The following is a 21653-nucleotide window of genomic DNA, read 5'->3' as shown; positions in this document are numbered from 1 at the left end:
TCTCAGACAGTGACCGGACACCATTCTTTGAGGGTAGCTGCCAGCGTATCCAATTGAATCGGTTTGGTCAGGCAGGCGTTCATTCCGGCTGCTAGGTATTCCTTCTCATCGCCTTTCATGGCATTGGCGGTGAGGGCAATAATTGGCACGGAGTTGTCAGGAAATTCTGCACGGATGTGCCGGGTGGTTTCCACACCACTCATGCCGGGCATCTGAATATCCATCAGGATCAGGTCGAAAGTTTGGTTACGTACTTTATCGAGTGCTTGAAAGCCGTCTTCGGCTAAGGTCACGCGATAGCCTAGTTTTGCCAACATGCCTTTGGCAACGAGTTGGTTAACTTTGTGGTCTTCCACCACGAGAATGTGTGTCCCCATTTGAATGACATCGGCTTTATTTTGGCGGGCCTGCATGACTTGAGGGGATTCGGTGGTCAAGAGCGCCGACTCCGAGGTAGACCGTGATGCCGTTGTGAGTAAACCGAGCAATTTGCTTTGGGTCACCGGTTTCAATAAACAGCTACAATGTTGCTGCAAATCTATTACGCCACACTGCTTGCAACTGCTGGTTTGGGGGGAAATGTTGCACAGACGCACAGGGTGGGGCAGTGTGTTTAAGCGTTCCAGTAACTGGTTTAACTTAGCCCGCTGCGGAAGCGGGTAACTTTTATAGTCGGTGATTAACCAGTCAAATGATTGCCTGTCGAGTAGTTTATTAGCCGCGTCTATATCGCTGGCAACGACGCAGTCAGCTCCCGTATTGTATAATTGTTCTGCGGTCAGTTTGGCGTGTAGTTCAGAGTATAGCAATACTAGGCAGCGAGTAGTTAGTAGTGAACCGCAGGTTGCCTGATCGTTACTGGTTGCGAAAGGTATTTCAAACCAGAAGGTGCTGCCTTGCCCTAATTCGCTGTTAACACCAATTGTACCGCCCATTAAGTGTACCAATTTACGGCTTATTGCCAGTCCTAAGCCTGTACCGCTGCCATTGTGTTGATCGTAACGGTTGATTTGGCTGAAGGCGTGAAAGAGTGCGGATTGTTTGTTTTGTGGAATACCCACTCCAGAATCTTGTATTTCAACACGGATACCGATTGTAGTGTGAGTGGCTGGCAAAATGCGCAGGATAATCTGCCCTTGTTGGGTAAACTTGATGGCGTTACCGAGCAGGTTCATTAATATTTGGCGTAGACGTAATGCATCACCGTGTAAACAATTGGAGACGCGCTTATCCACAATCGTAAACAGTTCCAGATGTTTTTGGCTGGCGATAATTCCCATGGTTTCGATAATACTGGGGAGGGTTTCACTTAATTTGAAATCTTCTGCCAGCAATTCGAGTTTGCCTGCATCTAGCCGTGAAATGTCAAGAATGTCGTTGATAATACCCAGTAATGATTGTGCCGATTGCAGCGTCATTTCAACTTGACGGCGTTGATTGGGATCCAAGGGCGTATCTTGCAATAAGGTCGTCATACCGATGATGCCATTCATGGGAGTGCGAATTTCATGGCTCATGGCGGCTAAAAAAGCGCTTTTGGAACGACTCGCGGAGAGCGCTTGATCACGCGCTTCGACTAACTCGCGGGTACGCTCGATGATCATTTGTTCAAGTGAATCAGCTTGCGCCCGGAGTTCTTGGTTAGCTTGGTATAAGGCGAGGCTTTTACTTTCCAACAATTGTTCTGCCTGTTTGCGAGCGCTGCGCTCACGTTCTAGGCGGCGTTGCAGGCGAGTTATTTCGTCATTCATCACACATCCAACCGGGTGATGTGAAATTCAACGTGTGTACCCTGACCAGCGGAGCGGTCAATCATTTCGATGTGTGCATTGACTTGATAGTGCGTCAAACAGCCTTCGATCAAGCCTTCTGCTAAGGTAGCAAATGGGTGCTTGGAGCGGTAAATCATGGTTAGTTTTTGCGTGTCTTCGCGTACTGTGTCAAAGGTCGGCAGTTCAGCATCTGGATAGAGTTTACGTACTTCAACGTGGACATAATTTTCGATGGAGTCCAGAAAATCAAAGGCATCCGGTGTTGATTCAAAAAAGCTAGGGTAAAGCGCGACAAATCGGCTGAACAAATAACGCCCAAATGCTTTGATCAGATCGGGTACTGGCATTCCGGTTTGTTTGGAAAGGTTTTGCACCAGCGTGACCATTTCGGAATGGGGATAAGTACCTACTGCTGTATAAGCACCTCCAGAGGGTAAGTCGGATGCGTCAATAATGTCGTCGACCATATCAGCCGAAAACGTTTGTTCCACCATTTCCAGAAATTCCGTAAACACTAAGCCTTTCATGTACTATTCCTGTTGTTATGATTGTTCGTTTATTTTTAAGCAATAGCTGGTTTCTGTTTGAGCCAACCGACAACTTGGGTAAATTCCGCACACAAGTGGTTTAGGTGTGTTCGGGCGATTTGCTGATCATGATGGTCTTTGTAGTCTTCGAGTAAGTTGGTGAATTCTGCTAACTGGAATGCACCAATCAACTTACTGCTGGATTTGAGTTTGTGGCAGAGTGTGCCTACTTGTGTACTGTCTTGCGTGGCGACACAGTGTTGGAGCAGAACCAGTGACTGTTCGGTATCCGTGAGAAAAAATTCTACCAGTTCGGTGAATTCGTCAGCCATGATTTCCTGCAACAGTGCATAGGTTTCTTCATCGACAGGAGTGATATGAGTCATTTTTATACCTTAACCTGTTGGTTATGATGATCCGATAAACGTAAAGGATGCCATTTGCCGGAATTGTATTTTTTATCATTTTTATCTATGTATACATCTTACGGTTTAATGATAGCATATCTCTATCCGAGTGTTAATAACATCATAAAAACAAGATATAGCTAATGAACATCTTAGTCGTCGATGATGCCAGAGATATGCAGTTGATTCTGCGTCGTATTCTTACCCTGATGGGACACCAGGTAATGCTGGCGGAAAACGGTGAGACTGCTTGGCAGTTGATTCAGCAACATCATTTTCAATTGGTCATCAGTGATTGGGTCATGCCGATCATGGATGGTCCAACATTATGCCGTACTGTGCGCACGGCTGAGTTGCCGTATTACGTGTACATTATTTTGCTCACGGGTATGTCCGGTAAGCAAAACCTGATTCAGGGGATGGAAGCGGGTGCAGATGATTTTGCCACCAAGCCGATTGTGCGTGAAGAATTAGAAGTGCGTTTGCGTGCTGCACAAAGAGTATTGGATTTAGAACATTCGTTGGAAGATAAAAACCGTCATTTGGAAAGTGTGAATCGTTCGTTATCGGCAGCACAGCAACTGATTCAAAGTGATCTGGAACGTGCGGCGGTGTTGCAAGCAGGCGTGTTGCCTAGCCAGAAAGCGTTTGGGCGCATTGCTGTGGATTGGTTTTTCCAGCCCGCACAGTATATTGGTGGGGATACGTTTAACTATTTTCCCATTAATGATGATCTGTTATTTTTCTACTCTATTGATGTCTCTGGGCATGGGATTGCATCCGCTTTATTGTCGATGTGTTTGCAAACGTTACTCAGTGCCACCAGTGAGTTGCATTGCTTGGAGGAGTTGGATGCACGTACCGTCGCAACTTTTCCATCACGTTTGGCTGAACGTCTGAATCATCATTTACATTATCGTTTGGATACAGGTGATCATTATCTCACCTTGATCATGGGGGTGGTCGATACGCAGCTCGAACAACTGTATTTTGTACAAGCTGGACACCCGCAGCCGTTTTTGTATAGCCCCGTGACAACGCAATTGGAGCAGATTGATTGTACTGGCTTTCCCATTGGTTTATTGCCTGATATGGAGTATGAAACCATTCATTTGCCGTTTCCCGCTGGCAGTCGCTTTATTTTGTATTCGGATGGGTTGTTGGAGTTGCAAGAAGCTAATGGTGAGCTTATTACCGAGGCAATGCTAAAAAGATGCCTGCAACCGTTGATGAAGCAGCCTGCCAGTCAGGTGATCCAGCAATTAGCACTGAAGTTAGGGTTGAATAGCACAAGCACAGAAAAGCCAGATGATATTTCTTTGTTAATGATTGATTTATGTTGAAGGACATGAATGTTTTAGGACTTCCAACAAGTCCTGTACATTAAAGGGCTTACTGAGGAAGTTATCCATTCCTGCTGCTAGGCATTGTTCCCGGTCGCTGTTCATGGCATTCGCGGTCAAAGCAATGATTGGTGTATGCGTGAGTTGTTGGTTTTGTTCTTGTGAGCGAATTCGAGTGGTGGCTTCCAAACCATCCATGATAGGCATTTGCACATCCATGAGGATAACATCAGGTCGGGTCTGTTCCCATGCGTGTAGTGCTTCTTGCCCGTTTTCTGCAACTTTGACGTGATGCCCCGCTTTGTTTAACAAGCGCACAGCCAGCATCCGGTTAATGGCGTTGTCCTCTGCAAGGAGAATATTGAGGGGGCGTTCGGTGCGTTGCAGGGGTTGCTGTGTTGGTTTCGCGCTGGGGGGGGGCTGTGTGGCGACAGTAAACGGTACATTAAAATAAAAAATGCTGCCTTCGCCGGTATCACTTGCTAACCGTAAACGACCACCCATCATGGTGATGAGTTGCGACGAAATCGTTAAGCCTAAGCCTGTGCCACCATAACGCCTAGTGATCGAGCTATCTGCTTGTTGGAAGGGCTGAAAAATGTTGGCTTGTTTGTCAGGGGGAATGCCAATACCCGTATCACGCACGGCAAATTGCACACAGACTTGACCGTTTGGCGCACCACTTTGCAGGCTGATGGTGACGTTTACTTCCCCTCGCTCGGTGAATTTGATGGCATTGCCGACCAGATTAATCATGACTTGGCGCAAGCGTCCTTCATCACCTTCGAGAGTGTCGGGTATATCAGCCGCTATCTCCCATTGAAACATGAGATGCTTACTCTGTGCTCGCAAGGCAAGTGGTGTAAAAGTGTCCTGCAATAAGGGGCGTAACTGAAAGGGAGTATTGCTGAGTGTTAGCGTTCCAGCTTCAATGCGTGAAAAGTCGAGGATTTCATTAATGATGTCGAGCAAGGCGTTGGACGATGATTTGATCATGCCTAGGTGTTCGCGTTGGGAGGCGGAAACTTCACTATACAGCATCAAGTCCGTCAAGCCGATAATGCCATTCATGGGCGTGCGGATTTCGTGGCTAATCATCGCCAGAAACTCGCTTTTGGCTTTACTGGCTTTTTCGGCCATTTCCTTGGCTTGGAGTGCTTCTTTGCGAGCCTCTTCTAAATAAGCATGTTGTAGGCAGGCTAGGCAAGCTGTTTCGAGGCGCTTGAGTACTAAACCTAATGCCAGCATGTATGTGTTTGGCAGTGGTGGGTCGCGCACTAAGACGAGTAGGCCATTGTCACCAATTGGCATGAAATGGTAGTAGGAACCTTGTATTGAAATGATTTCCCCCGGTTTTTTAATGAACCAGTCCTGTTTAGCAAAGTGTTGTACCTGTGTAGCTAAGTGTGGCAGGTCTGTTTCTAAGGTTCCGCGTAAGGAGGGGTAGCTGTAACAGGGTGGCGGAGCAGATGCATTGTCTTGATTTTTTTGAGCAATGCTTTGGTGCAGCCAGATATAGCCGCTGCGGCAATTCAATAGCTTCAAAGCAGGGGGCAGAAACTTGCGTAACATGATGCGCAAATCCAAATCCTGCCCAATCAGTAGGGCGAGGGCGTATTGAACAGAAACCAGTTCTAGAGTTGGGTTCATGCCAGTGTGCTCTCTGTTTGCGTGATGATGCCTAGCACAATGGTTTTATTGAAAAATTCTAGGCAAGTGTGACCTGCATCCGCGATTTCACCCAATGATAAAGCGCCCACTAGTGGTACGTTTTCAGGTAAGGGGGCGTGAATATTGTTAATCTCTTCGGCAAAACGCGTTTCTAAAAAGAGGGTGCGACTGATGCAGTCAAACAGTAAAGCCAGTAGCGGGGGCGCTTGTACCTGCATCGCGGTGGCTGCACAGGTACGGGAAGCTGCCAGCAGGTCATCGGCCTCCCCCTTGAGGATGTAGATAATATGATTGGCAGGAACCTCCCCGACACAGGTAAGTTTATTGTCATTGTTAAAGAGCGGGTCACGTACCACAACATCGCCGTTTAGACGCTCTAAGCCAAATGGATAACTTTTTGCCAGATCAAAAAATTCAACATCTTGAAAACGTTTGCCGCTGTCTGCTTCAACCACTTGTCGGTAAATTTCGAAAGCAGACTGGTAGTCGATTGTGGTAATGGTGTTTTCGTAAGCTCCCGTAACGAAAAAAGGCCCTGCAAACTTATGCCAGCCATGTTCAATACCAAGGTTCAATGGTTGTTGAATGGCAATAATTTGCGCACAATCAACCCGTAAACCTTGGTTGCTAAGTAAACAAGGTTTTGGCTTAAAACTTAAGGAACCGGCTCCACCACCGATGTACTGGCAACTATCACCGAAGACTTCATAGATACCTTCTAATAGTGCTGCAATCCGCTTGCTAAGGCCATCGACTAAGGTCACTAGGGTTGAGTGCGGAGGAATCAATGCAGACAGTGCTTCTGCTGCCTGAAAATAATCTTCGTCAGGGTCGGATAAGTGCTCAATATGATAAACCTCACTGAGCATCGGTAAGCCGCATACAATGCTACCACGTTGAAGTATCTCGCCGTTGGCAATGATTTCCGGGAATATACCGCCAAAAATGGGAATAGGGAACGTTTGTAAGTGCTTATCCAATTGTGAGGGGGTGAATCCATTGGCATCAGCAGCCAGCACAAATACACTCTGTGCTCCTGCTGCCAAGGCGTTATCCAATAATTGAAATAAGCCTTCAGGTGTTCCACTTTGGTCAACGAATAGCTGGGCAGGTAGATGGCGAGCACACATGATGTGGTTTCCTGTACTTACTTATTGTTTTCATGAAATCTATTGATTGATTATATGAGATTTTCTTTTCATAAAAAAGGATTATCATATTTTGTAAGAAGGATCGACCGTTCAGGAGACAATCATTGCCGTTTGGACTAATTGATGTATACAATACATTTATAAAAAAATAAGCCAGATTGGTTCTTAAAAACAACGAGGACAACAAGCATGAAACTCTCTACTCATGTTCAAGGTGAATTCACCGTCGCTACCATCGGCGAAGCTCGTATGGACGCAGCCATCGCTCCTGAACTTAAACACCAAATTAGCCAACTGCTCACCGATGGCTCTACGCGTATTGTGTTGGATCTTAGCCAAGTCACGTTCATGGACAGTAGCAGCCTCGGTACACTGGTCAGCCTGTTGAAAATGGTGGGCAATCGTGGCGATCTGATCATTGTCGGTGCGAAAGGCATTGTGGCAGATTTGTTTAAGTTGACTCGTATGGAGCGCGTATTCCGCATGGCTGATAGCGTTGAGGCCGCATTAGGTGCCGTTGCTGCCTAGTTAATTGCGTATCACCCAATTGAGGAGGGGGTTTCATGAAAGCGATGATTCTGGCAGCCGGTAAAGGCACGCGCGTGCGCCCAATTACCAACGAAATGCCAAAACCGATGATTCCAATCTTGCGCAAGCCGGTCATGGAATCCATTGTGGAATTGCTGCGCACCCATGGTGTCGAAGACATTGTGGTGAATACCAGCCATCTTGCCCCCGTGATCGAAAATTATTTTCGTGATGGTCATCAGTTAGGTGTGCACCTTGCCTATTCCTACGAAGGCTATATGACCGAGGAAGGTTTGGAGGGTAAGGCGCTTGGCTCTGCTGGTGGCATGAAGCGTATCCAAGCCTTTTCTGGCTTTTTCGATGAGACCTTCATTGTGTTGTGTGGCGATGCTTGGATTGATCTTGATCTCAGTGAAGCACTGCGCCAACACCGAGAGATGGGGGGGGTTGCTACCATTATCTTGCAAGAAGTGCCGCACGCTGAAGTCCACAAGTACGGGGTTGTGAAGTTGGATGACCGTCAACGTATTGTGCAATTCCAAGAAAAACCTAAGCCGGAAGAGGCTGTTTCTAACCTGATCAATACCGGCATTTATCTATTCGAGCCAGAGATTTTTGATTACATTCCCGCTGGAGTGGAATATGACATTGGCAGTCAGCTATTCCCTGCATTAGTGGCGGCAGGTGAAGAGTTTTTTGGTATAAAGATGGATTTTCAATGGGTAGACATTGGTTCAGTGCCTGATGTGTGGGCTGCCACCCGTAAAGCGTTGCAAGGTGGTATTCACGGGTTTCCGATGCCCGGCAAAGAAGTGCGCCCTGGTGTTTGGACTGGTATCAACGTTAGTGTGAATTGGGAGCGCGTCAAGATCGCCCCTCCTGTTTATATCGGCAGTAGCACCAGAATTGAAGCAGGTAGCAAGATTACGGGGCCGTGCATGATTGGTGCTAATTGCTTAATCGAGTCTGGCGCGGAAATCCGTGAATGCCTGATTAGCGATTACACCCGTATTGGCGGTATGGCTACTCTAGATCACAAGCTGATTTTTGGGGGTGATTGCATTTCCCCAGACGGTGATGTGCTAAATGTCAGCGACACGCAAATTCGCTGGTTAGTCGATGACAGACGTCGGTTACTGAATCCCCGTGATATTCACGACATGATGTTGTTCAGCAATATGCACAGTTTTTACAGTGAACTACTGCCGGAAACGGAGACAGCCTAATGGAGACAAGGTATCAACACTATGATATTCGGCTGTCTATCGATAGTCGCTTGGAACAGGTGCGTGTGCTGTCTGGTGCATTACGCGGTATCGGTAAGGAACTTGAACTTTCTGACGATCAACTAGGGCAACTCGAATTGATGATGGTGGAAGCTGTCAACAATGTCATTGAACACGCCTATGAAATGCGCGGCGGTAATGATGTGCGGGTGCGGGTGGAATATACTCCGGAAGTCATTCACTTGGTTATCTCGGATAGCGGACGCACCATGCCCGATACGTTGCATTCTGAAGCCCGTGATATGCCCGACCCCGAAGCACTGCCAGAGGGCGGATGGGGAATGGGCTTGATTCATTTGTTGGCGGATTCCATCCGCTATATTCGTGATGCCAAGGGCAACCATTTGCATGTCAGCAAACAGTTGGTGTGAGATGAAACGCTACTGGTGGACAGTGGGCGTGATATTGCTGTTGTTATTGCAGGGATGCAGCGTTACGCCGATGCTAAAATTGACTGCACTCGATTCTGGCGGGTCATTGGCAGGTAAGTGGGCGTTTTTACCATCAGGTTCGGCTGAAATGCCAGCCGATAATGCCCGCTGGCAATCCATCACTGTGCCGGGTAATTGGTACACGCAAGGCTATGATCACCATGGCGTGGCGTGGTATCGGCTGATCTTCACGGCAACCACTGCCCCTGAAATGATTTCCACCCTGCATTTTAACGGGGTCGATTACTTTGCGGATGTGTGGTTAAACGGGAAAATGCTAGGTTCTCACGAAGGCTATTTTCAGGCGTTTTCTTTTGATGTGACCCCACATTTGCGCTCAGGGGAAAATACCTTGTTGGTGCGGGTGAATAGCCCACTGGAAAAGTCAGAAGATTTTTCGTTACGCAAGCGTTTGATCAAGGGGATTTTTTCTCATCATGATACCCGTCCGGGCGGGGCTTGGTCGGAACGCGGGCAAGAAAAAAATACAGGTGGTATCTGGGGAACGGTACGTTTGCAGCAATCAGCACAGGTGCAACTTGTAGCGCAACAGATTCAGGTACAGCCGACCCAAGGTTTGGAGCAATGGTTGGTAAAGGTGGACTTGGGGGTGTTCGGAACCTTGCCCGCCAATACGCAGCTACACTGGCGTATTGGTGCTTGGCAAGGGAACAGCCCCTTACGTAACACCTTGCTTATTCCTATTGCTAACCCCAAGCTTTGGTTTCCTCACGGTTACGGTGAACCTAACCTCTATAAACTAACCGTTAGCGCTGTCAATAATGGCAAGGTACTTGACTCATTCGAGCGCTCTATTGGTTTCCGTAAAGTGCGACAGTCATCACAAGAAATCTGGTACATCAACGATCAACGTATCTTGCTTAAGGGGACGAATTACATTGCCAACCAGTGGCTTAGTGAGATGACTGCGGCTGATTTTCGACGCGATATTCAGTTGATGCTGGGTGCGCATATCAATACCGTGCGGGTTCATGCCCATGTCACTGCCCCTGAATTCTATCGCTTGTGCGACGAAATGGGGTTGATGATATGGCAAGACTTTCCGCTGCAATGGGGTTATCAGGATACACCGGTATTTCATCAACAGGCAGTCTCGCAAGTTAGCGATATGATCCGCCAGTTTGGACATTACACGTCTATTATCCAATGGACGTTGCACAACGAACCGCCGTGGGATGCTGATTGGATGCAGTGGAAATACCCCGATTACAACCCGCAGCAAAATAAAGTGTTGGATCAACGCCTGTATCAGGCTGCGAGTAAGTTGGATAAAACTCGCCCGATTGCAGCAATTTCCTCTACCCAGCAACATCCGTGGTTAGGTTGGTATTCTGGGCGTTGGCTGGATTATGCCAAGCCAACTAAAGTCGCGACAATTGCCGAATTTGGTGCACAAGCATTGCCTGATCGTTTCACATTGGCAAAAATTATTGATGAGGTATCGGCGTTGCCAAGGAGTAAAGTAGACTGGCAAAAGTGGGAATACCACAACTTCCAACGCAAAGAGACGCTCGACATTGCCAAGGTCTCACAAGGTAAAACGCTGGACGAGTTCATTACGAATACTCAGCAATATCAGGCGCAACTCACCCAATTAGCAGCGGAATCTTACCGGCGGCAAGCCTACCGTCCCGTAGGCGCATTGTTCCAATTCATGTTGGTGGAAAACTGGCCTTCAATGAATTGGGGGGCGGTGGATTTTTGGCGTAACCCCAAACCGGGTTATTACGCGTTGCAACGCGCCTACCAACCGATCTTGCCGAGTCTAGCGTGGAACAAGGTGAGCTATGCGCTAGGTGAACCAATCAAGCTGGGCTTGTGGGCGCTGAATGACAGTTTCACCGCTTATCCGGCGGCCCAGTATCAGGTGAGCTTGTTGCAGGGAAATAAGCGCTTGGATACCCAACGTTTTAATCTTGATCTGAGTGCCGATATGCACCAGCACATGCGTGATTACATTGCACCGAGCCTTGCTGTTGGAGATTACCGTATCGAGGCGACGCTGCATGATGCGCAAGGCAAGCAGTTAAGCAGTAATGAATACCGTTTTACCATTCAACCACAACAATAAGAATGCACAGTTATGGGATTCTATTTCGACAAGTTTGAAGACCGTAAACCCGAACCGCCGTTGCAATATTCGGCAGTAACGGAAAGTATTTGGCAGTTCCTAGCCGTCATCGCTATGACCTTGGGGGCGTGGTACTTATGGTGGCGCTGGACGGAATCACTCAACCCGGATGCCTTATGGTATGCCATTCCCCTCGCGTTTGCGGAAACAGCGTCGTATGTTGGTTTGGGCTTGTTTGTGTTCAATTTGTGGAAAGTGCAAGATTATGAGCAATTGCCTCCGCCTGCGAAACTCAGTGAAGTCGTGCGCCCAGAGTATGCTACTGACCGCCCGATCAAGGTCGATGTGTTTTTCCCTACTTACAATGAAGAAGTCGAATTAGTACGGCTGAGTATTCGCGATGCCCAAAAAGTTACCTATCCGCATACCATTGAATTGAACATTTTTGTACTGGATGATGGCAAGCGCCCAGAAATGCGCCAAGTTGCTGAAGAAGAGGGCGTTGGCTACCTCACCCGTAGCAGCAATATTGGTTTCAAAGCGGGCAATTTGCGCAATGCTATGGAGCAAACGCATGGCGATTTCATTGTGATTTGTGATGCGGATACCCGCCCATTTCCGACTATTTTGGAACATACATTGGGTTATTTTCGTGACCCCGATGTGGCGTGGGTGCAAACGCCGCAATGGTTTTTTGACTTGCCTGAAGGCAAGCGTTTACCCGACGCGTTGTATAAGTATTTGAAAGTGCCTGGACGTTGGTTGGGTAAAGGTGTGGAGGCTGTGATTGGTGAGGTGCGGGTGGGTGAAGACCCCTTCGTGAATGAGCCGAAAATGTTTTACGACATTATCCAACGACGGCGTAACTGGGCAAATGCGTCGTTTTGTTGCGGTGCTGGTTCGATTCACCGCCGCGAAGCCGTGATGGAAGCTGCGCTCAAAACTTATTCTGATACTATTGAAAAGCAGGTAGGCAAGCAATCCAAAAAATTGCAGAAACTCATGGGTGGGCAAGAACTCGATAGCGGCTTGGTGCAGGAAATGCGTCACCAAGTAGCAGGTGAGGAGGAGTTTACGCCTTACCGGTTTCACGTTTCCGAAGATATTTACACCTCCATTGTGCTGCATTCGGATGAGGAGCGACACTGGAAATCGGTGCTGCACCCCACTGTAGAATCCAAAATGTTGTCACCACAAGATTTGCTGAGCTGGACGATCCAACGTTTTAAATACGCAGGCGGTACTTTGGATATTGTCATGCACGACAACCCAATGACCCGCAAGGGTATGAGTTGGGCGCAACGTTTGATGTATGGTGCAACCGCGTGGTCATATCTTGGCGGTATTTGGAATATGATGTTTTTGATTGCACCGCTGATTTACTTATTCAGTGGCATTGCCCCAGTGAGTGCGTATACCGGTGATTTTTTCTTACATATTTTGCCATTTTTGATTGCGATGGAATTAGCCTTTATGGTGGGGACATGGGGGATTGCGGGCTACCGTTCCAAAGCGAGCTATTTGTCGTTTTTCCCCGTTAATTTACAGGCGATTTGGACAGTGCTGAAAGGCGAAAAAATTAAATTCCCGGTGACACCCAAAGATCGGCAAGAAGGCAATTTTTTCCATCTGGTATTGCCACAGTTTGCGGTGATTGTGTTGACCGTAGTGGGCGTAACGTATGCCTCCGTACAATATTTTGTTTTAGGCAATCAAGATTATTCGCTGGGTGGAATTTTGGTAAATATTTTTTGGGGGCTGAATAATGTGATCGCCTTGAGTGGAATTGTACTGGCAGCATTTTGGCAGCCAGAGCATGAAGCAACCGTTGCTGAAGTCCATGGTTCTCCAACTTATAATAATAACGAGGTGACAGCATGAGTTTTAAGGAAGGCTTGGTTCGCGCCCGCAGCCACCTGATTTTTCTAACGGGTTTAGTGACAGCATTTGGTTTAGTGGGGTGGTTGGAAGGTGTTAGTATGGGCAATGCAAATACACCGGAAGCGGTAATTGAGGCGAGTACTGATGTGAAAATTGCCCCGACTCGTCCACTCACTGCGCAGGAAATAGAATGGGCGAAAATTGCGTGGAAATATTTTCAAAATAACACTATTGCAGAGACCGGCTTGGTGAATTCGGTTGATAACTATAATGCATCCACTTTGTGGGATACCTCATCTTATCTAATGGCTGTGATTGCGGCGCAACGTTTGGGGATTATTGACCAAACGGAGTTTGATGCACGTATTTTCAAAGCGTTGGATTCACTGGTACAGATGCCTTTATTTGAGGGAAAATTACCCAATAAGTCTTACAATACGATTTCGTTGCAGATGGTCGATTACAACAATCTGCCTAGCAAAACAGGAATTGGTTGGTCAGCAATCGACATTGGGCGGATTCTTGTGCCGTTCAATGTGCTGACATGGCATTACCCACAGCATACAAATGCGGTTAAACAGGTATTAGGTAAGTGGGATACGTCACCCATGTTAGTAAAAGGGGTGTTACAAGGTGCAGCGGTTACTGATGCCGGTGAAACTTTGTACCTTCAAGAGGGGCGTTTGGGATATGAGGAGTATGCGGCCAAGTCGTTTAATCTGATGGGACTTGATGTGTCTAGTTCGCTACGCTACACCGATTTTCTCAAGTTTGTGGACATTTATGGGATTCAGGTTGCCACTGATAGTCGTGATCCATTGCAATACCAGGCACACAACTACGTAGTGAGTGAGCCTTACATTCTTGATGGTGTGGAATTTGGTTGGGATCACCTCTCGCAGGAATTAGCATGGCGAGTGTATAAAGCGCAGGAAAAGCGTTTTGCCGATACAGGAATCCTTACTGCGGTTTCTGAAGACAACATTGATCAACCACCCTACTTTGTGTACAACACGGTGTTCACTGATGGCAAGGTGTGGAATGCCATTAGTGAGAAAGGTGAAGATGCCAGTCAGTTCAAAACCTTGAGTACTAAGGCAGCTTTTGGTTGGCACGCACTGTATGAAACCGATTATACCCAGAAGTTAGTCACCAAAGCTGCCACACTGGCTGACCCGGAACGGGGTTGGTATTCCGGTTTATACGAGATGAGTGGCGAACCTAACAAAGCCATCACTGCTAACACCAACGGCATTATTTTGGAAGCGCTGGCGTATAAGCAGGACGGTAAGCTAATGAGATTGGGGAAATAATTACTTTCCCCGGTTCAATACCCATTTGAGGGCGGCAGTATCAAAATCAGCCGTGACGATGGCCTCACCCAGTGATTTCATGAGCACCAGCCGCAATGTGCCGTCTAACACTTTTTTGTCGACAGACATATAACGGGTGAAATCTTCACCCGTCATTTGCGGGGGAGGATCAACTGGCAAATTCGCACGTTGCAGGATGTGGCGCGTGTAAGCCACGTCATCCAGTGATAACCAGCCCATTTGCTGTGAAAGTTCGGCTGCCATCACCATGCCAGTCGCTACCGCTTCACCGTGTAACCAGTTGCCATAACCCATTGCGGCTTCAATCGCGTGCCCGAAAGTATGCCCTAAATTTAGCAGGGCGCGTTGCCCTGATTCGCGCTCATCGGCTGCCACGACTTCTGCTTTGTGTTCGCAGGAGCGGAAAATCGCATAGGTGAGGGCTGCGGGGTCACGTGATAGCAATTTATCCATATTGGCATCCAGCCATTGCAGGAATGCTGGATCACGAATCAGACCGTATTTTACTACTTCAGCTATCCCTGCGCTGAGTTCGCGATCTGCCAAGGTATTCAAGCTATCGGTGTCGATCAGCACGCATTGCGGTTGGTGGAATGCACCGATCATGTTCTTGCCTAGTGGGTGATTGACTCCCGTTTTGCCACCAACTGAAGAATCAACCATTGCCAGTAAAGTGGTGGGAATCTGAATGAAATTGACCCCACGTTGATAGCTGGCTGCGGCATAGCCAGTCATATCACCCACGACACCGCCACCTAACGCAATCAGTGTGGTTTTGCGGTCAGCTTTGTGTTCTAGCAGGTGCGTGTAAATCTGGTTGAGAACATCGAGATTTTTGTATTCTTCACCATCGGGTAAAATCACGGCGGAGTGTTTCAGGCCGCTCAGTAAGCGCTGTGTGGTTTCCAAATACAGCGGCGCAACCGTGCTGTTGGACACGACGACAGCACTTTTGCCACGAATATGGGGTGTGATCAGCTCGGCTTGTTGCAGTAAACCCTGCCCAATGTGAATTGGGTAGCTGCGGTCGCCAAGGTCAAGATGGAGAGTTTGCATGGGCAACATCCTGTAGTTGTTTGAGTTTAGTATGAATTTCGCGCAGGATGACGTTCACTTTCTGTTTGCCTGTTGGCACAACCAGATCGGCGACTTCCAGATAATAAGGCTCGCGGGCTTTTAGCAAGTTGCGTAAGGTTTGCAATGGGTTTTCGGTTTGCATCAAGGGGCGGCTACGATCCTGCTTGATGCGTTGAAAAAGTTGGTCGGCGGAGGCTTTCAGGTAAATAACGCACCCTGCTTCCTTGATTCGCTGTCGGTTGGTTTCGCGCAGAATGCTACCGCCACCGGTAGCTAGTAAGATGTTGGGCAAGGTGGTGAGATCGGCGATGACTTGTTCCTCGCGCTCACGAAAGCCAGCCTCCCCTTCAACTTCAAAGATGGTGGGGATACTGACGCCAGTACGTTCCTCGATCACCTTGTCAGAGTCGTAGAACGTTAAGTTAAGTTTTCGCGCAAGTTGTCTACCTATGGTGGATTTTCCCGCGCCCATCAATCCCACCAGAATGATACTGTTCTGCATGTGGGATTTATGCCAGCACTGAGCGCGGGAATCAAGCAGCTTGTGAGGTAAGGTTACGATTTACCATCCACAATTTTCGGGGTGACGAAGATTAGCAGTTCACGATTCTTGTTGCTGTTATTGTCGGTGCGGAACAATCGCCCTAACACGGGTACATCACCCAAGACTGGAACCTTGGTTGTGCCGCTGAGGCTTTCTTCTTCATGGACACCACCGAGTACTACCGTTTGACCATTTTCTACCAACACTTTGGTTTGGACTTCGCGGGTGTTGATGCTAGGCACACCAGAGAAAATTTGACCAACAGTATCCTGATTGACTTTCAAGTCCATTGAAATATGCTCATCCGGGGTGATTTGTGGCGTGACTTCGAGGCTGAGTACAGCTTTTTTGAACGCGACGTTAGCAGCACCACTGGAAGATGCTTGCAAGTAAGGAATTTCCACACCTTGTTCGATGAGTGCTTTGGTCTGGTTGGAAGTAATAACCCGTGGGCTGGAGATGGTTTCACTTTTACTTTCCGCTTGTGAGGCGGAAAGTTCTAGGTCAACCAAGAAGTCTTTGCTGAGAATTGAGAAGCCATAGCTGCCGATAGCACCTGTCACCGGTAAGTTGACACTGAGACGGTCACTGAGACCGGGAATGGTGATGGTGCTTTCACCCGTTGTATCGGCAAGCGCTTTGGTGGCACTTTCCCAATAGTCATCGGTACCGGAGCCGAGGTGGCCTGTGCCGATCCCGATGGTATCTTTATTAATCCATGTTGGCGTAACGCCAAAGCGTGCGCCTAGTTCTTTGCCAAAAGTATCGTTGGCAATCACAATACGTGATTCGATCAGAACTTGTTCCACTGGAACGTCCAGTGCTTTAACCAAATCGCGGATGGCTTTTACCTGAGTGGCAGTGTCTTGTACGAGTAGTGTGTTGGTGCGTTCATCTACCGATACTTTGCCGCGTGGAGATAACAGCGATTGTTTATCTTCACCTTGAGATTTTTCGATTAAAGCAGAAAGTTCAGTGGCTTTGGCAAAGTTGATGGCAATGTATTCTGTCACCAAAGGTTCTAGCTCTTGCTTCGCCTTAATGGATTGTAGTTCCTGCTGTTCTTTTGCGGTCAGTTCTGCGGCGGGGGCGACCCAAATGACATTGCCGTTTTCGCGCATCGCTAGGTTTTTGGATTCGAGTACGATGTCGAGGGCCTGATCCCAAGGTACGTCTTTGAGGCGTACAGTAATATTTCCTGCCACGGTGTCGCTGACCACGATGTTTTTGTCGGTGAAGTCGGCTAGCAATTGCAAGACGGCACGTACTTCGATGTCTTGGAAGTTGAGCGAGAGTTTTTCACCTGTAAAGTTTTTCTTTTTCTGCTCTCCAGCTAATTTTTCCTCTGCTGACACTTTGAGTTTGTCGATGTAAACGATGTACTCATTGCCATTACGCTTGATGCGGTGTTCAAACCCTTCGTGATTAGCAATGCGAATGCGAGCACCGTCATTACGTTGTGTTACGTCAATACCGCTGACGGGCGTACCAAAATCCATGACATCCATGCGCTTTTGCAGATCGCTGGGGACATCAACATCAGCTAATGTAACGGTGATGGTGTTGCCGCTTTTACTGTCGCTAACTTGGGTATTGGCTGAGGGTAGGTTAATGATGACACGTCCGCCACCGTCAGGTTCACGCCGGAAGTCAACACCTTGCAATTGTGACGCAGCATTAACCAGTGTAGGGGCTTGAACAGGTGGTAATGGCGCAGCCGTTGGAGCCTTTGCCATTACTGGTTTGGCTACAACAGGAGCCGTTGCCGGTTTGGGGGCAGTGACTACGGTTTTATTGACTGGCGCGGGTGCGGGAGTTGTTACCGGTGCTGTTGTATTGGGTGGTGTATACCATGCGTAATCGGTTGGTAATGCCTGAGGAATAGGCAATTCTGGCAACGGCAAAGCTTTGTTGGCTGGCGGTAGAGACGCAAGATTTTGCGTCTCCACGGTAGGAGATTTCGCAGGCGTTTGTGGTTGCGGTGGGATCTCAAAGGTGGGCGGGGTAAGGCTATCAGGAGCTGCTTTACCACTACGTTGCATCGTTGGCGCAGGTGTTTTTTGATCATGTTTGTTACCTGCATTGTCAAACAACATGACAACAGTGTTACCACGTGATTCGACGGTATGGTCAACCAACCCATTTAAATGCACGACTACCCGTGCTTTGCCTTTGTTATTCGCAGCATCAATGGTTTGCACTTGCCCTAAATTAATCGCTTTGCTGCGGGTATTGGGCGCAACTTCGGTAGCGGGAAAATCAAAGACTAGCCGTGAAGGATTTTCCATGAGAAAACCTTTTGGCAATTCTACTGGGGAGCTGAATTGCAATTGGATTTCTGTCTTATTCCCTGCTGCATGTGCTGTAATATTTTGCAGTTGCTTATCGGCTGCTAAAACCAAGCTGCTGGCAGGGGTGCAGGCCATGAGAATTGCCAAAGCAACACTTTGCTTTATTGTTTTCATTTTGTTGCTAGTCCTGTGTATTATTTTTTTACATCTTTAAGGTCAGAGAGGGCGATGGCATTTTCCCGTTCTTTGAAACCACCAAAACCATTTTCCACAATTTCCTGAACAATCACTTTGGTTTCTTCAACTTTATTGATCTTGCCGTGATTTTTACCGAGGTAATTGCCTAGGCGGGCGCGGTGAATAGCACCATCTGGAATGCGAATAAGCGCCCACAATGCGCCATTCTGGTTGAGCGTACCCACCATGCGTAGGCTATCCAGAGGGAAGCTTTCCAGAAATTCGGGTACTCGAGTTGGGTCTGGCATAATGGCATTGCCGGGGTCTGCCACGGTATCGGGTGCAAGAATCTTGGAGTCAAACGGATCCAATTCGTGTCCAGGGTAAATGAAACGCACATAGGGTTTGATTTCGGGAATCGGGTCAATGGGGCTGGCCGGTTTTTCTTTAACATTTTGTACGTATTGTTCCAAATCACTCATGTCATTGTTACAGGCTGTTAGGGATGCTAACAAGCTCAAACCTACCAATAACTTTACGCTGTGTGTGAGGAAATGGGGGGCAATCAGTTTCATCCTTTTTTCCCCTTATTGCTGCTGGCTACTTTGTCGTTCGCTTTAGTCGGAGCATCGCCGCTATCCTCTTCTAAGTAGCGATAGGTTTTGAGTGTGGCTTCTAAACGCAGCCGTCCGCTGTTCTCTTCTGGCTTGAGGTCGATATTGTTGATGGTCACAATACGCGACAGGCCAGAAATATCACTGACAAAGGTCGCTAGTTCACGGTATGAACCTTTGGCGATGATTTTGATGGGCTTCTCGGCATAAAACTCCATTTGCACTTCATTTTGTGGCTCAAATCTCTCTAATTCCAGACCATTAGATAAGCCTTTTTCAGAAATATCCAGAATCAATCCGGGGATTTCAGTATCACTAGGTAGTTGACGTAATAAAATACTGAAAGAACGTTGCATTTCTTCCATTTGAGCTTTGTATTGTGGAAGCTGGCTGGCACGTTTTTGCTTGGTTTCCAAATCAGCGCGTAATTGCTGCTCCTTGGTTTCTACATTCGTCAGTGCATCTAGCTCATCAACGATGATGAGTTGGTAGCCCAATAACAAAATAATCAGCATGATGAGGACGAGCGCTACTGACTTGATTGACCAAGAGACACTACCAGGATCGTCCGCTAAATTATTCAACTCATGTAGATTCATTTGCCATCCTCCTGCGTTTTAGCGGGCTTTTTCACGTTGGGAGGCGTGCTACCCTTTTGTAGTGTGGTTTTGTCGGCGTTAGCATCCTCCTGAGTTTGACGTAGCAATTGGGTGACATCCAATTTAAAGTCACGCAGTACCATTTCCTCATCGGTTGCATCTTTTTGAGTGGAAATGACATTTAAGTTAGATGAACTTAACCAAGGAGAGGCATCCAAGCGGTTCATGTAGCTGGAAACACGTGCATAGGACTCTGCTTTACCTTCAAGTTGTACCTTGGTGGCTTCTTGCTTCAGATGGAGTAAGTACATGCCCTTGGGAAGCGCATTTACCATTTCATCAAATAGGTGCACGATCGCCGGGCGGGTACTTTGCAGGTCTTCAATCACTTGCATTCTATCTAATAAGGCTTGTCGGGTGGCATCTAGTGCCTCAATTTCCTTGATTTGTTTATCCAGCTCAGCAATTTCAGTGCTCAAAAATTGGTTGCGTTGCTCTTGATAACCGATAGCGTATTGCATGTATTGGTGTGCGCCAAAGACAATCCCAGCGGCTAGTGCTGCACTGCCTCCTACAAGAGTGAAAAACTGCTTTTTCTTTTCTTCACGCGCTTTTTCCCGCCAAGGCAGGAGGTTTAGACCAGCCATTATTCTAACCCTCGCAGTGATAGACCGGCTGCAATAAGCAAGGCTTGCATGTCATTGGTAAATCTAACCGGACTGACACGTGAGCCTAGGGCAACCCGTGTGAAAGGGTTTATGACCCTTACCGGAATCCCGATAGTGGACTGGATTTGTTCATCGACACCGGGAATGCGAGCGCAGCCGCCGCAAATGAGAATTTGCGATACACTGTCTCTCTGACTGGACGCGTAATAAAACTGAAGGAAACGGTGTAATTGGCGTACCATGCTGTCTTTGAAGGGTTCTAACACTTCTGAAACGTAGTTTTCCGGTAAGTTGCCTTCTTTTTTTGCTAAGCCTGCTTCCTGCCAAGTGAGGCCATAGCGGTGCATGATTTCTTCGGTTAATTGTCGCCCGCCGAAAGTTTGTTCGCGAGAAAACGTTAGGCGGCTACGCTCGAATACACTAATGCCGGTCATGGTTGCGCCAAAATCGACAATGGCTAACGAGTCGTTTTGCTCTAATTCGTTGGTTAAATGGCGCAGCACTTTTTCCAGCGCGTGGGTTTCTGTATCGACAATATCCACGGTTAGGCCAGCCATTTCGGCAGCCGCTACCCGAACTTCGACATTTTCAGAGCGTGTTGCCGCTAACAATACGTCGACTGTTTCTGGTGAATTGGCGGAAGGGCCTAGAATTTCAAAGTCGTAATTGACCTCGTTCATAGGGTAGGGGATGTGTTGCTCGGCCTCCATTGACATTTGTGCTTCCAACTCCGCTTGAGGAATAGAGGCTGGCATGGCAATGATTTTGCTAATCGCCATGGAGGTGGGAATGGCCAAGGCACAATGCTTCAGTTTGGAACGGCTATCACGCAAAGCTTTGCGGATGGCTTCTCCCACTGGTTCCGGTTCCACAATGTCTTTTTCATTGGCGACACCCTCCGGCAGGGGGGCGACGGAGTAACTTTCGATTCGGTAGTCACGTCCCTTGCGGGTCATTTCCACCAGTTTTATGGCGGAAGAGCTGATGTCCAGACCGAGTAAGCTTTCTTTACGAGGATATATTGAAAACACAGGCAATTCCGAAGTTATTGTTATTATTAAACGTTGTGTGACGTGTCTTTTAATTATTTTCAAGTCAATGGTAGCGTCGAATCCCAAAATAGTCTACTCTGCCCGTCTTGGGTGGCGTGCTTTCAGATAAACGGGAGCCGTGCGTAAATGAATAAAAGTCCAATGTAGTCATGCGGTTCATCTATAAGTTTTTTCAGCTTGTTTTAGGTGCTTTTTTTGCGCTCCTTAC

At 47.7% G+C, this 21653-nt stretch carries 19 protein-coding genes; 7 read left to right on the top strand and 12 right to left on the bottom strand.

Annotated elements, in window-relative coordinates; all coding sequences use genetic code 11:
* Nucleotides 1-2: 2 nt before the first annotated feature.
* From BLV87_RS12465 to BLV87_RS12455, 3 genes are read right to left on the bottom strand one after another with little or no spacing between them, the layout of a single operon-like run.
* Entirely contained in the window at nucleotides 3-1751 is a 1749-nt protein-coding gene (locus tag BLV87_RS12465) for a response regulator (RefSeq protein ID WP_093069149.1), read from the bottom strand.
* Nucleotides 1751-2299, bottom strand: coding sequence for a heme NO-binding domain-containing protein (locus BLV87_RS12460; protein WP_093069148.1), 549 nt, complete (start codon nucleotides 2297-2299; stop codon nucleotides 1751-1753). The genes BLV87_RS12465 and BLV87_RS12460 overlap by 1 nt, the downstream gene beginning before the upstream one ends.
* Before the next feature lie 35 nt (nucleotides 2300-2334).
* Nucleotides 2335-2685 (bottom strand): Hpt domain-containing protein, encoded by a 351-nt coding sequence (locus BLV87_RS12455; RefSeq protein ID WP_093069147.1) that lies wholly within the window; start codon nucleotides 2683-2685, stop codon nucleotides 2335-2337.
* A 164-nt stretch (nucleotides 2686-2849) separates the two neighbouring features.
* On the opposite strand from BLV87_RS12455, the gene BLV87_RS12450 reads away from it, so the two are divergent.
* On the top strand, nucleotides 2850-4049 hold the full coding sequence (locus tag BLV87_RS12450) for a PP2C family protein-serine/threonine phosphatase (protein ID WP_093069146.1): 1200 nt from the start codon (nucleotides 2850-2852) through the stop codon (nucleotides 4047-4049).
* Here BLV87_RS12450 and BLV87_RS12445 read toward each other — a convergent pair.
* Nucleotides 4041-5699, bottom strand: coding sequence for a response regulator (locus BLV87_RS12445; RefSeq protein ID WP_093069145.1), 1659 nt, complete (start codon nucleotides 5697-5699; stop codon nucleotides 4041-4043). The genes BLV87_RS12450 and BLV87_RS12445 overlap by 9 nt on opposite strands.
* The gene (locus BLV87_RS12440; RefSeq protein WP_093069144.1) at nucleotides 5696-6850 is read right to left on the bottom strand and encodes an FIST signal transduction protein; all 1155 of its coding nucleotides are present in this window, start codon (nucleotides 6848-6850) and stop codon (nucleotides 5696-5698) included. The genes BLV87_RS12445 and BLV87_RS12440 overlap by 4 nt, the downstream gene beginning before the upstream one ends.
* 210 nt (nucleotides 6851-7060) lie before the next feature.
* Between BLV87_RS12440 and BLV87_RS12435 the strand changes: the two genes are divergently transcribed.
* Genes BLV87_RS12435 through BLV87_RS12410 form a run of 6 tightly spaced genes read left to right on the top strand, consistent with a single transcriptional unit; the run spans nucleotide 7061 to nucleotide 14402 of the window.
* The gene (locus tag BLV87_RS12435) at nucleotides 7061-7399 is read left to right on the top strand and encodes an STAS domain-containing protein (protein WP_093069143.1); all 339 of its coding nucleotides are present in this window, start codon (nucleotides 7061-7063) and stop codon (nucleotides 7397-7399) included.
* A 35-nt stretch (nucleotides 7400-7434) separates the two neighbouring features.
* The gene (locus BLV87_RS12430; RefSeq protein WP_093069142.1) at nucleotides 7435-8625 is read left to right on the top strand and encodes a nucleotidyltransferase family protein; all 1191 of its coding nucleotides are present in this window, start codon (nucleotides 7435-7437) and stop codon (nucleotides 8623-8625) included.
* Entirely contained in the window at nucleotides 8625-9056 is a 432-nt protein-coding gene (locus BLV87_RS12425; protein ID WP_093069137.1) for an ATP-binding protein, read from the top strand. Before BLV87_RS12430 ends, BLV87_RS12425 begins: the two co-directional genes overlap by 1 nt.
* Nucleotides 9034-11208: a glycoside hydrolase family 2 protein gene (locus BLV87_RS12420; RefSeq protein WP_175517931.1), complete on the top strand. Its 2175-nt coding sequence runs from the start codon at nucleotides 9034-9036 to the stop codon at nucleotides 11206-11208. The genes BLV87_RS12425 and BLV87_RS12420 overlap by 23 nt, the downstream gene beginning before the upstream one ends.
* Nucleotides 11209-11220: 12 nt before the next feature.
* Nucleotides 11221-13089: a glycosyltransferase family 2 protein gene (locus BLV87_RS12415; RefSeq protein WP_093069135.1), complete on the top strand. Its 1869-nt coding sequence runs from the start codon at nucleotides 11221-11223 to the stop codon at nucleotides 13087-13089.
* Nucleotides 13086-14402: a DUF3131 domain-containing protein gene (locus BLV87_RS12410; RefSeq protein WP_093069134.1), complete on the top strand. Its 1317-nt coding sequence runs from the start codon at nucleotides 13086-13088 to the stop codon at nucleotides 14400-14402. The genes BLV87_RS12415 and BLV87_RS12410 overlap by 4 nt, the downstream gene beginning before the upstream one ends.
* Here BLV87_RS12410 and aroB read toward each other — a convergent pair whose 3' ends face one another.
* From aroB to pilM, 7 genes are read right to left on the bottom strand one after another with little or no spacing between them, the layout of a single operon-like run.
* Nucleotides 14403-15479, bottom strand: a complete 1077-nt coding sequence (aroB, locus tag BLV87_RS12405; RefSeq protein WP_093069133.1) for a 3-dehydroquinate synthase — start codon at nucleotides 15477-15479, stop codon at nucleotides 14403-14405.
* A complete protein-coding gene (locus tag BLV87_RS12400; protein WP_093069129.1) occupies nucleotides 15460-16002 on the bottom strand; it encodes a shikimate kinase in 543 nt (180 codons plus the stop codon). Before BLV87_RS12400 ends, aroB begins: the two co-directional genes overlap by 20 nt.
* A gap of 53 nt (nucleotides 16003-16055) precedes the next feature.
* Nucleotides 16056-18509 (bottom strand): type IV pilus secretin PilQ, encoded by a 2454-nt coding sequence (locus BLV87_RS12395; RefSeq protein WP_093069128.1) that lies wholly within the window; start codon nucleotides 18507-18509, stop codon nucleotides 16056-16058.
* 20 nt (nucleotides 18510-18529) lie between these two features.
* Nucleotides 18530-19087, bottom strand: coding sequence for a pilus assembly protein PilP (locus BLV87_RS12390; RefSeq protein WP_093069126.1), 558 nt, complete (start codon nucleotides 19085-19087; stop codon nucleotides 18530-18532).
* Nucleotides 19084-19725 (bottom strand): type IV pilus inner membrane component PilO, encoded by a 642-nt coding sequence (locus tag BLV87_RS12385; RefSeq protein WP_093069125.1) that lies wholly within the window; start codon nucleotides 19723-19725, stop codon nucleotides 19084-19086. Before BLV87_RS12385 ends, BLV87_RS12390 begins: the two co-directional genes overlap by 4 nt.
* Nucleotides 19722-20372: a PilN domain-containing protein gene (locus BLV87_RS12380; protein ID WP_093069122.1), complete on the bottom strand. Its 651-nt coding sequence runs from the start codon at nucleotides 20370-20372 to the stop codon at nucleotides 19722-19724. Before BLV87_RS12380 ends, BLV87_RS12385 begins: the two co-directional genes overlap by 4 nt.
* Complete coding sequence (gene pilM, locus BLV87_RS12375; protein WP_093069121.1) at nucleotides 20372-21424, bottom strand: type IV pilus assembly protein PilM; 1053 nt, start codon at nucleotides 21422-21424, stop codon at nucleotides 20372-20374. The genes BLV87_RS12380 and pilM overlap by 1 nt, the downstream gene beginning before the upstream one ends.
* Nucleotides 21425-21653 lie beyond the last annotated feature (229 nt).

The organism is Thiothrix caldifontis, from assembly GCF_900107695.1.
In the GTDB taxonomy this organism is placed as follows: Bacteria; Pseudomonadota; Gammaproteobacteria; order Thiotrichales; family Thiotrichaceae; genus Thiothrix; species Thiothrix caldifontis.
This window is presented reverse-complemented; position numbering and strand designations above follow the sequence as displayed.

Excerpts from the sequence above, each read along its gene's own strand:
- BLV87_RS12430 (WP_093069142.1), top strand. The coding sequence starts at position 7,435 with ATGAAAGCGATGATTCTGGCAGCCGGTAAAGGCACGCGCGTGCGCCCA.
- BLV87_RS12410 (WP_093069134.1), top strand. The coding sequence starts at position 13,086 with ATGAGTTTTAAGGAAGGCTTGGTTCGCGCCCGCAGCCACCTGATTTTT.
- BLV87_RS12425 (WP_093069137.1), top strand. The coding sequence starts at position 8,625 with ATGGAGACAAGGTATCAACACTATGATATTCGGCTGTCTATCGATAGT.
- BLV87_RS12415 (WP_093069135.1), top strand. The coding sequence starts at position 11,221 with ATGGGATTCTATTTCGACAAGTTTGAAGACCGTAAACCCGAACCGCCG.
- BLV87_RS12445 (WP_093069145.1), bottom strand. The coding sequence starts at position 5,699 with ATGAACCCAACTCTAGAACTGGTTTCTGTTCAATACGCCCTCGCCCTA.
- BLV87_RS12420 (WP_175517931.1), top strand. The coding sequence starts at position 9,034 with ATGTCAGCAAACAGTTGGTGTGAGATGAAACGCTACTGGTGGACAGTG.
- BLV87_RS12450 (WP_093069146.1), top strand. The coding sequence starts at position 2,850 with ATGAACATCTTAGTCGTCGATGATGCCAGAGATATGCAGTTGATTCTG.
- BLV87_RS12455 (WP_093069147.1), bottom strand. The coding sequence starts at position 2,685 with ATGACTCATATCACTCCTGTCGATGAAGAAACCTATGCACTGTTGCAG.
- aroB (WP_093069133.1), bottom strand. The coding sequence starts at position 15,479 with ATGCAAACTCTCCATCTTGACCTTGGCGACCGCAGCTACCCAATTCAC.
- BLV87_RS12390 (WP_093069126.1), bottom strand. The coding sequence starts at position 19,087 with ATGAAACTGATTGCCCCCCATTTCCTCACACACAGCGTAAAGTTATTG.
- BLV87_RS12435 (WP_093069143.1), top strand. The coding sequence starts at position 7,061 with ATGAAACTCTCTACTCATGTTCAAGGTGAATTCACCGTCGCTACCATC.
- BLV87_RS12400 (WP_093069129.1), bottom strand. The coding sequence starts at position 16,002 with ATGCAGAACAGTATCATTCTGGTGGGATTGATGGGCGCGGGAAAATCC.
- BLV87_RS12395 (WP_093069128.1), bottom strand. The coding sequence starts at position 18,509 with ATGAAAACAATAAAGCAAAGTGTTGCTTTGGCAATTCTCATGGCCTGC.
- BLV87_RS12460 (WP_093069148.1), bottom strand. The coding sequence starts at position 2,299 with ATGAAAGGCTTAGTGTTTACGGAATTTCTGGAAATGGTGGAACAAACG.
- BLV87_RS12465 (WP_093069149.1), bottom strand. The coding sequence starts at position 1,751 with ATGAATGACGAAATAACTCGCCTGCAACGCCGCCTAGAACGTGAGCGC.
- BLV87_RS12380 (WP_093069122.1), bottom strand. The coding sequence starts at position 20,372 with ATGGCTGGTCTAAACCTCCTGCCTTGGCGGGAAAAAGCGCGTGAAGAA.
- BLV87_RS12440 (WP_093069144.1), bottom strand. The coding sequence starts at position 6,850 with ATGTGTGCTCGCCATCTACCTGCCCAGCTATTCGTTGACCAAAGTGGA.
- BLV87_RS12385 (WP_093069125.1), bottom strand. The coding sequence starts at position 19,725 with ATGAATCTACATGAGTTGAATAATTTAGCGGACGATCCTGGTAGTGTC.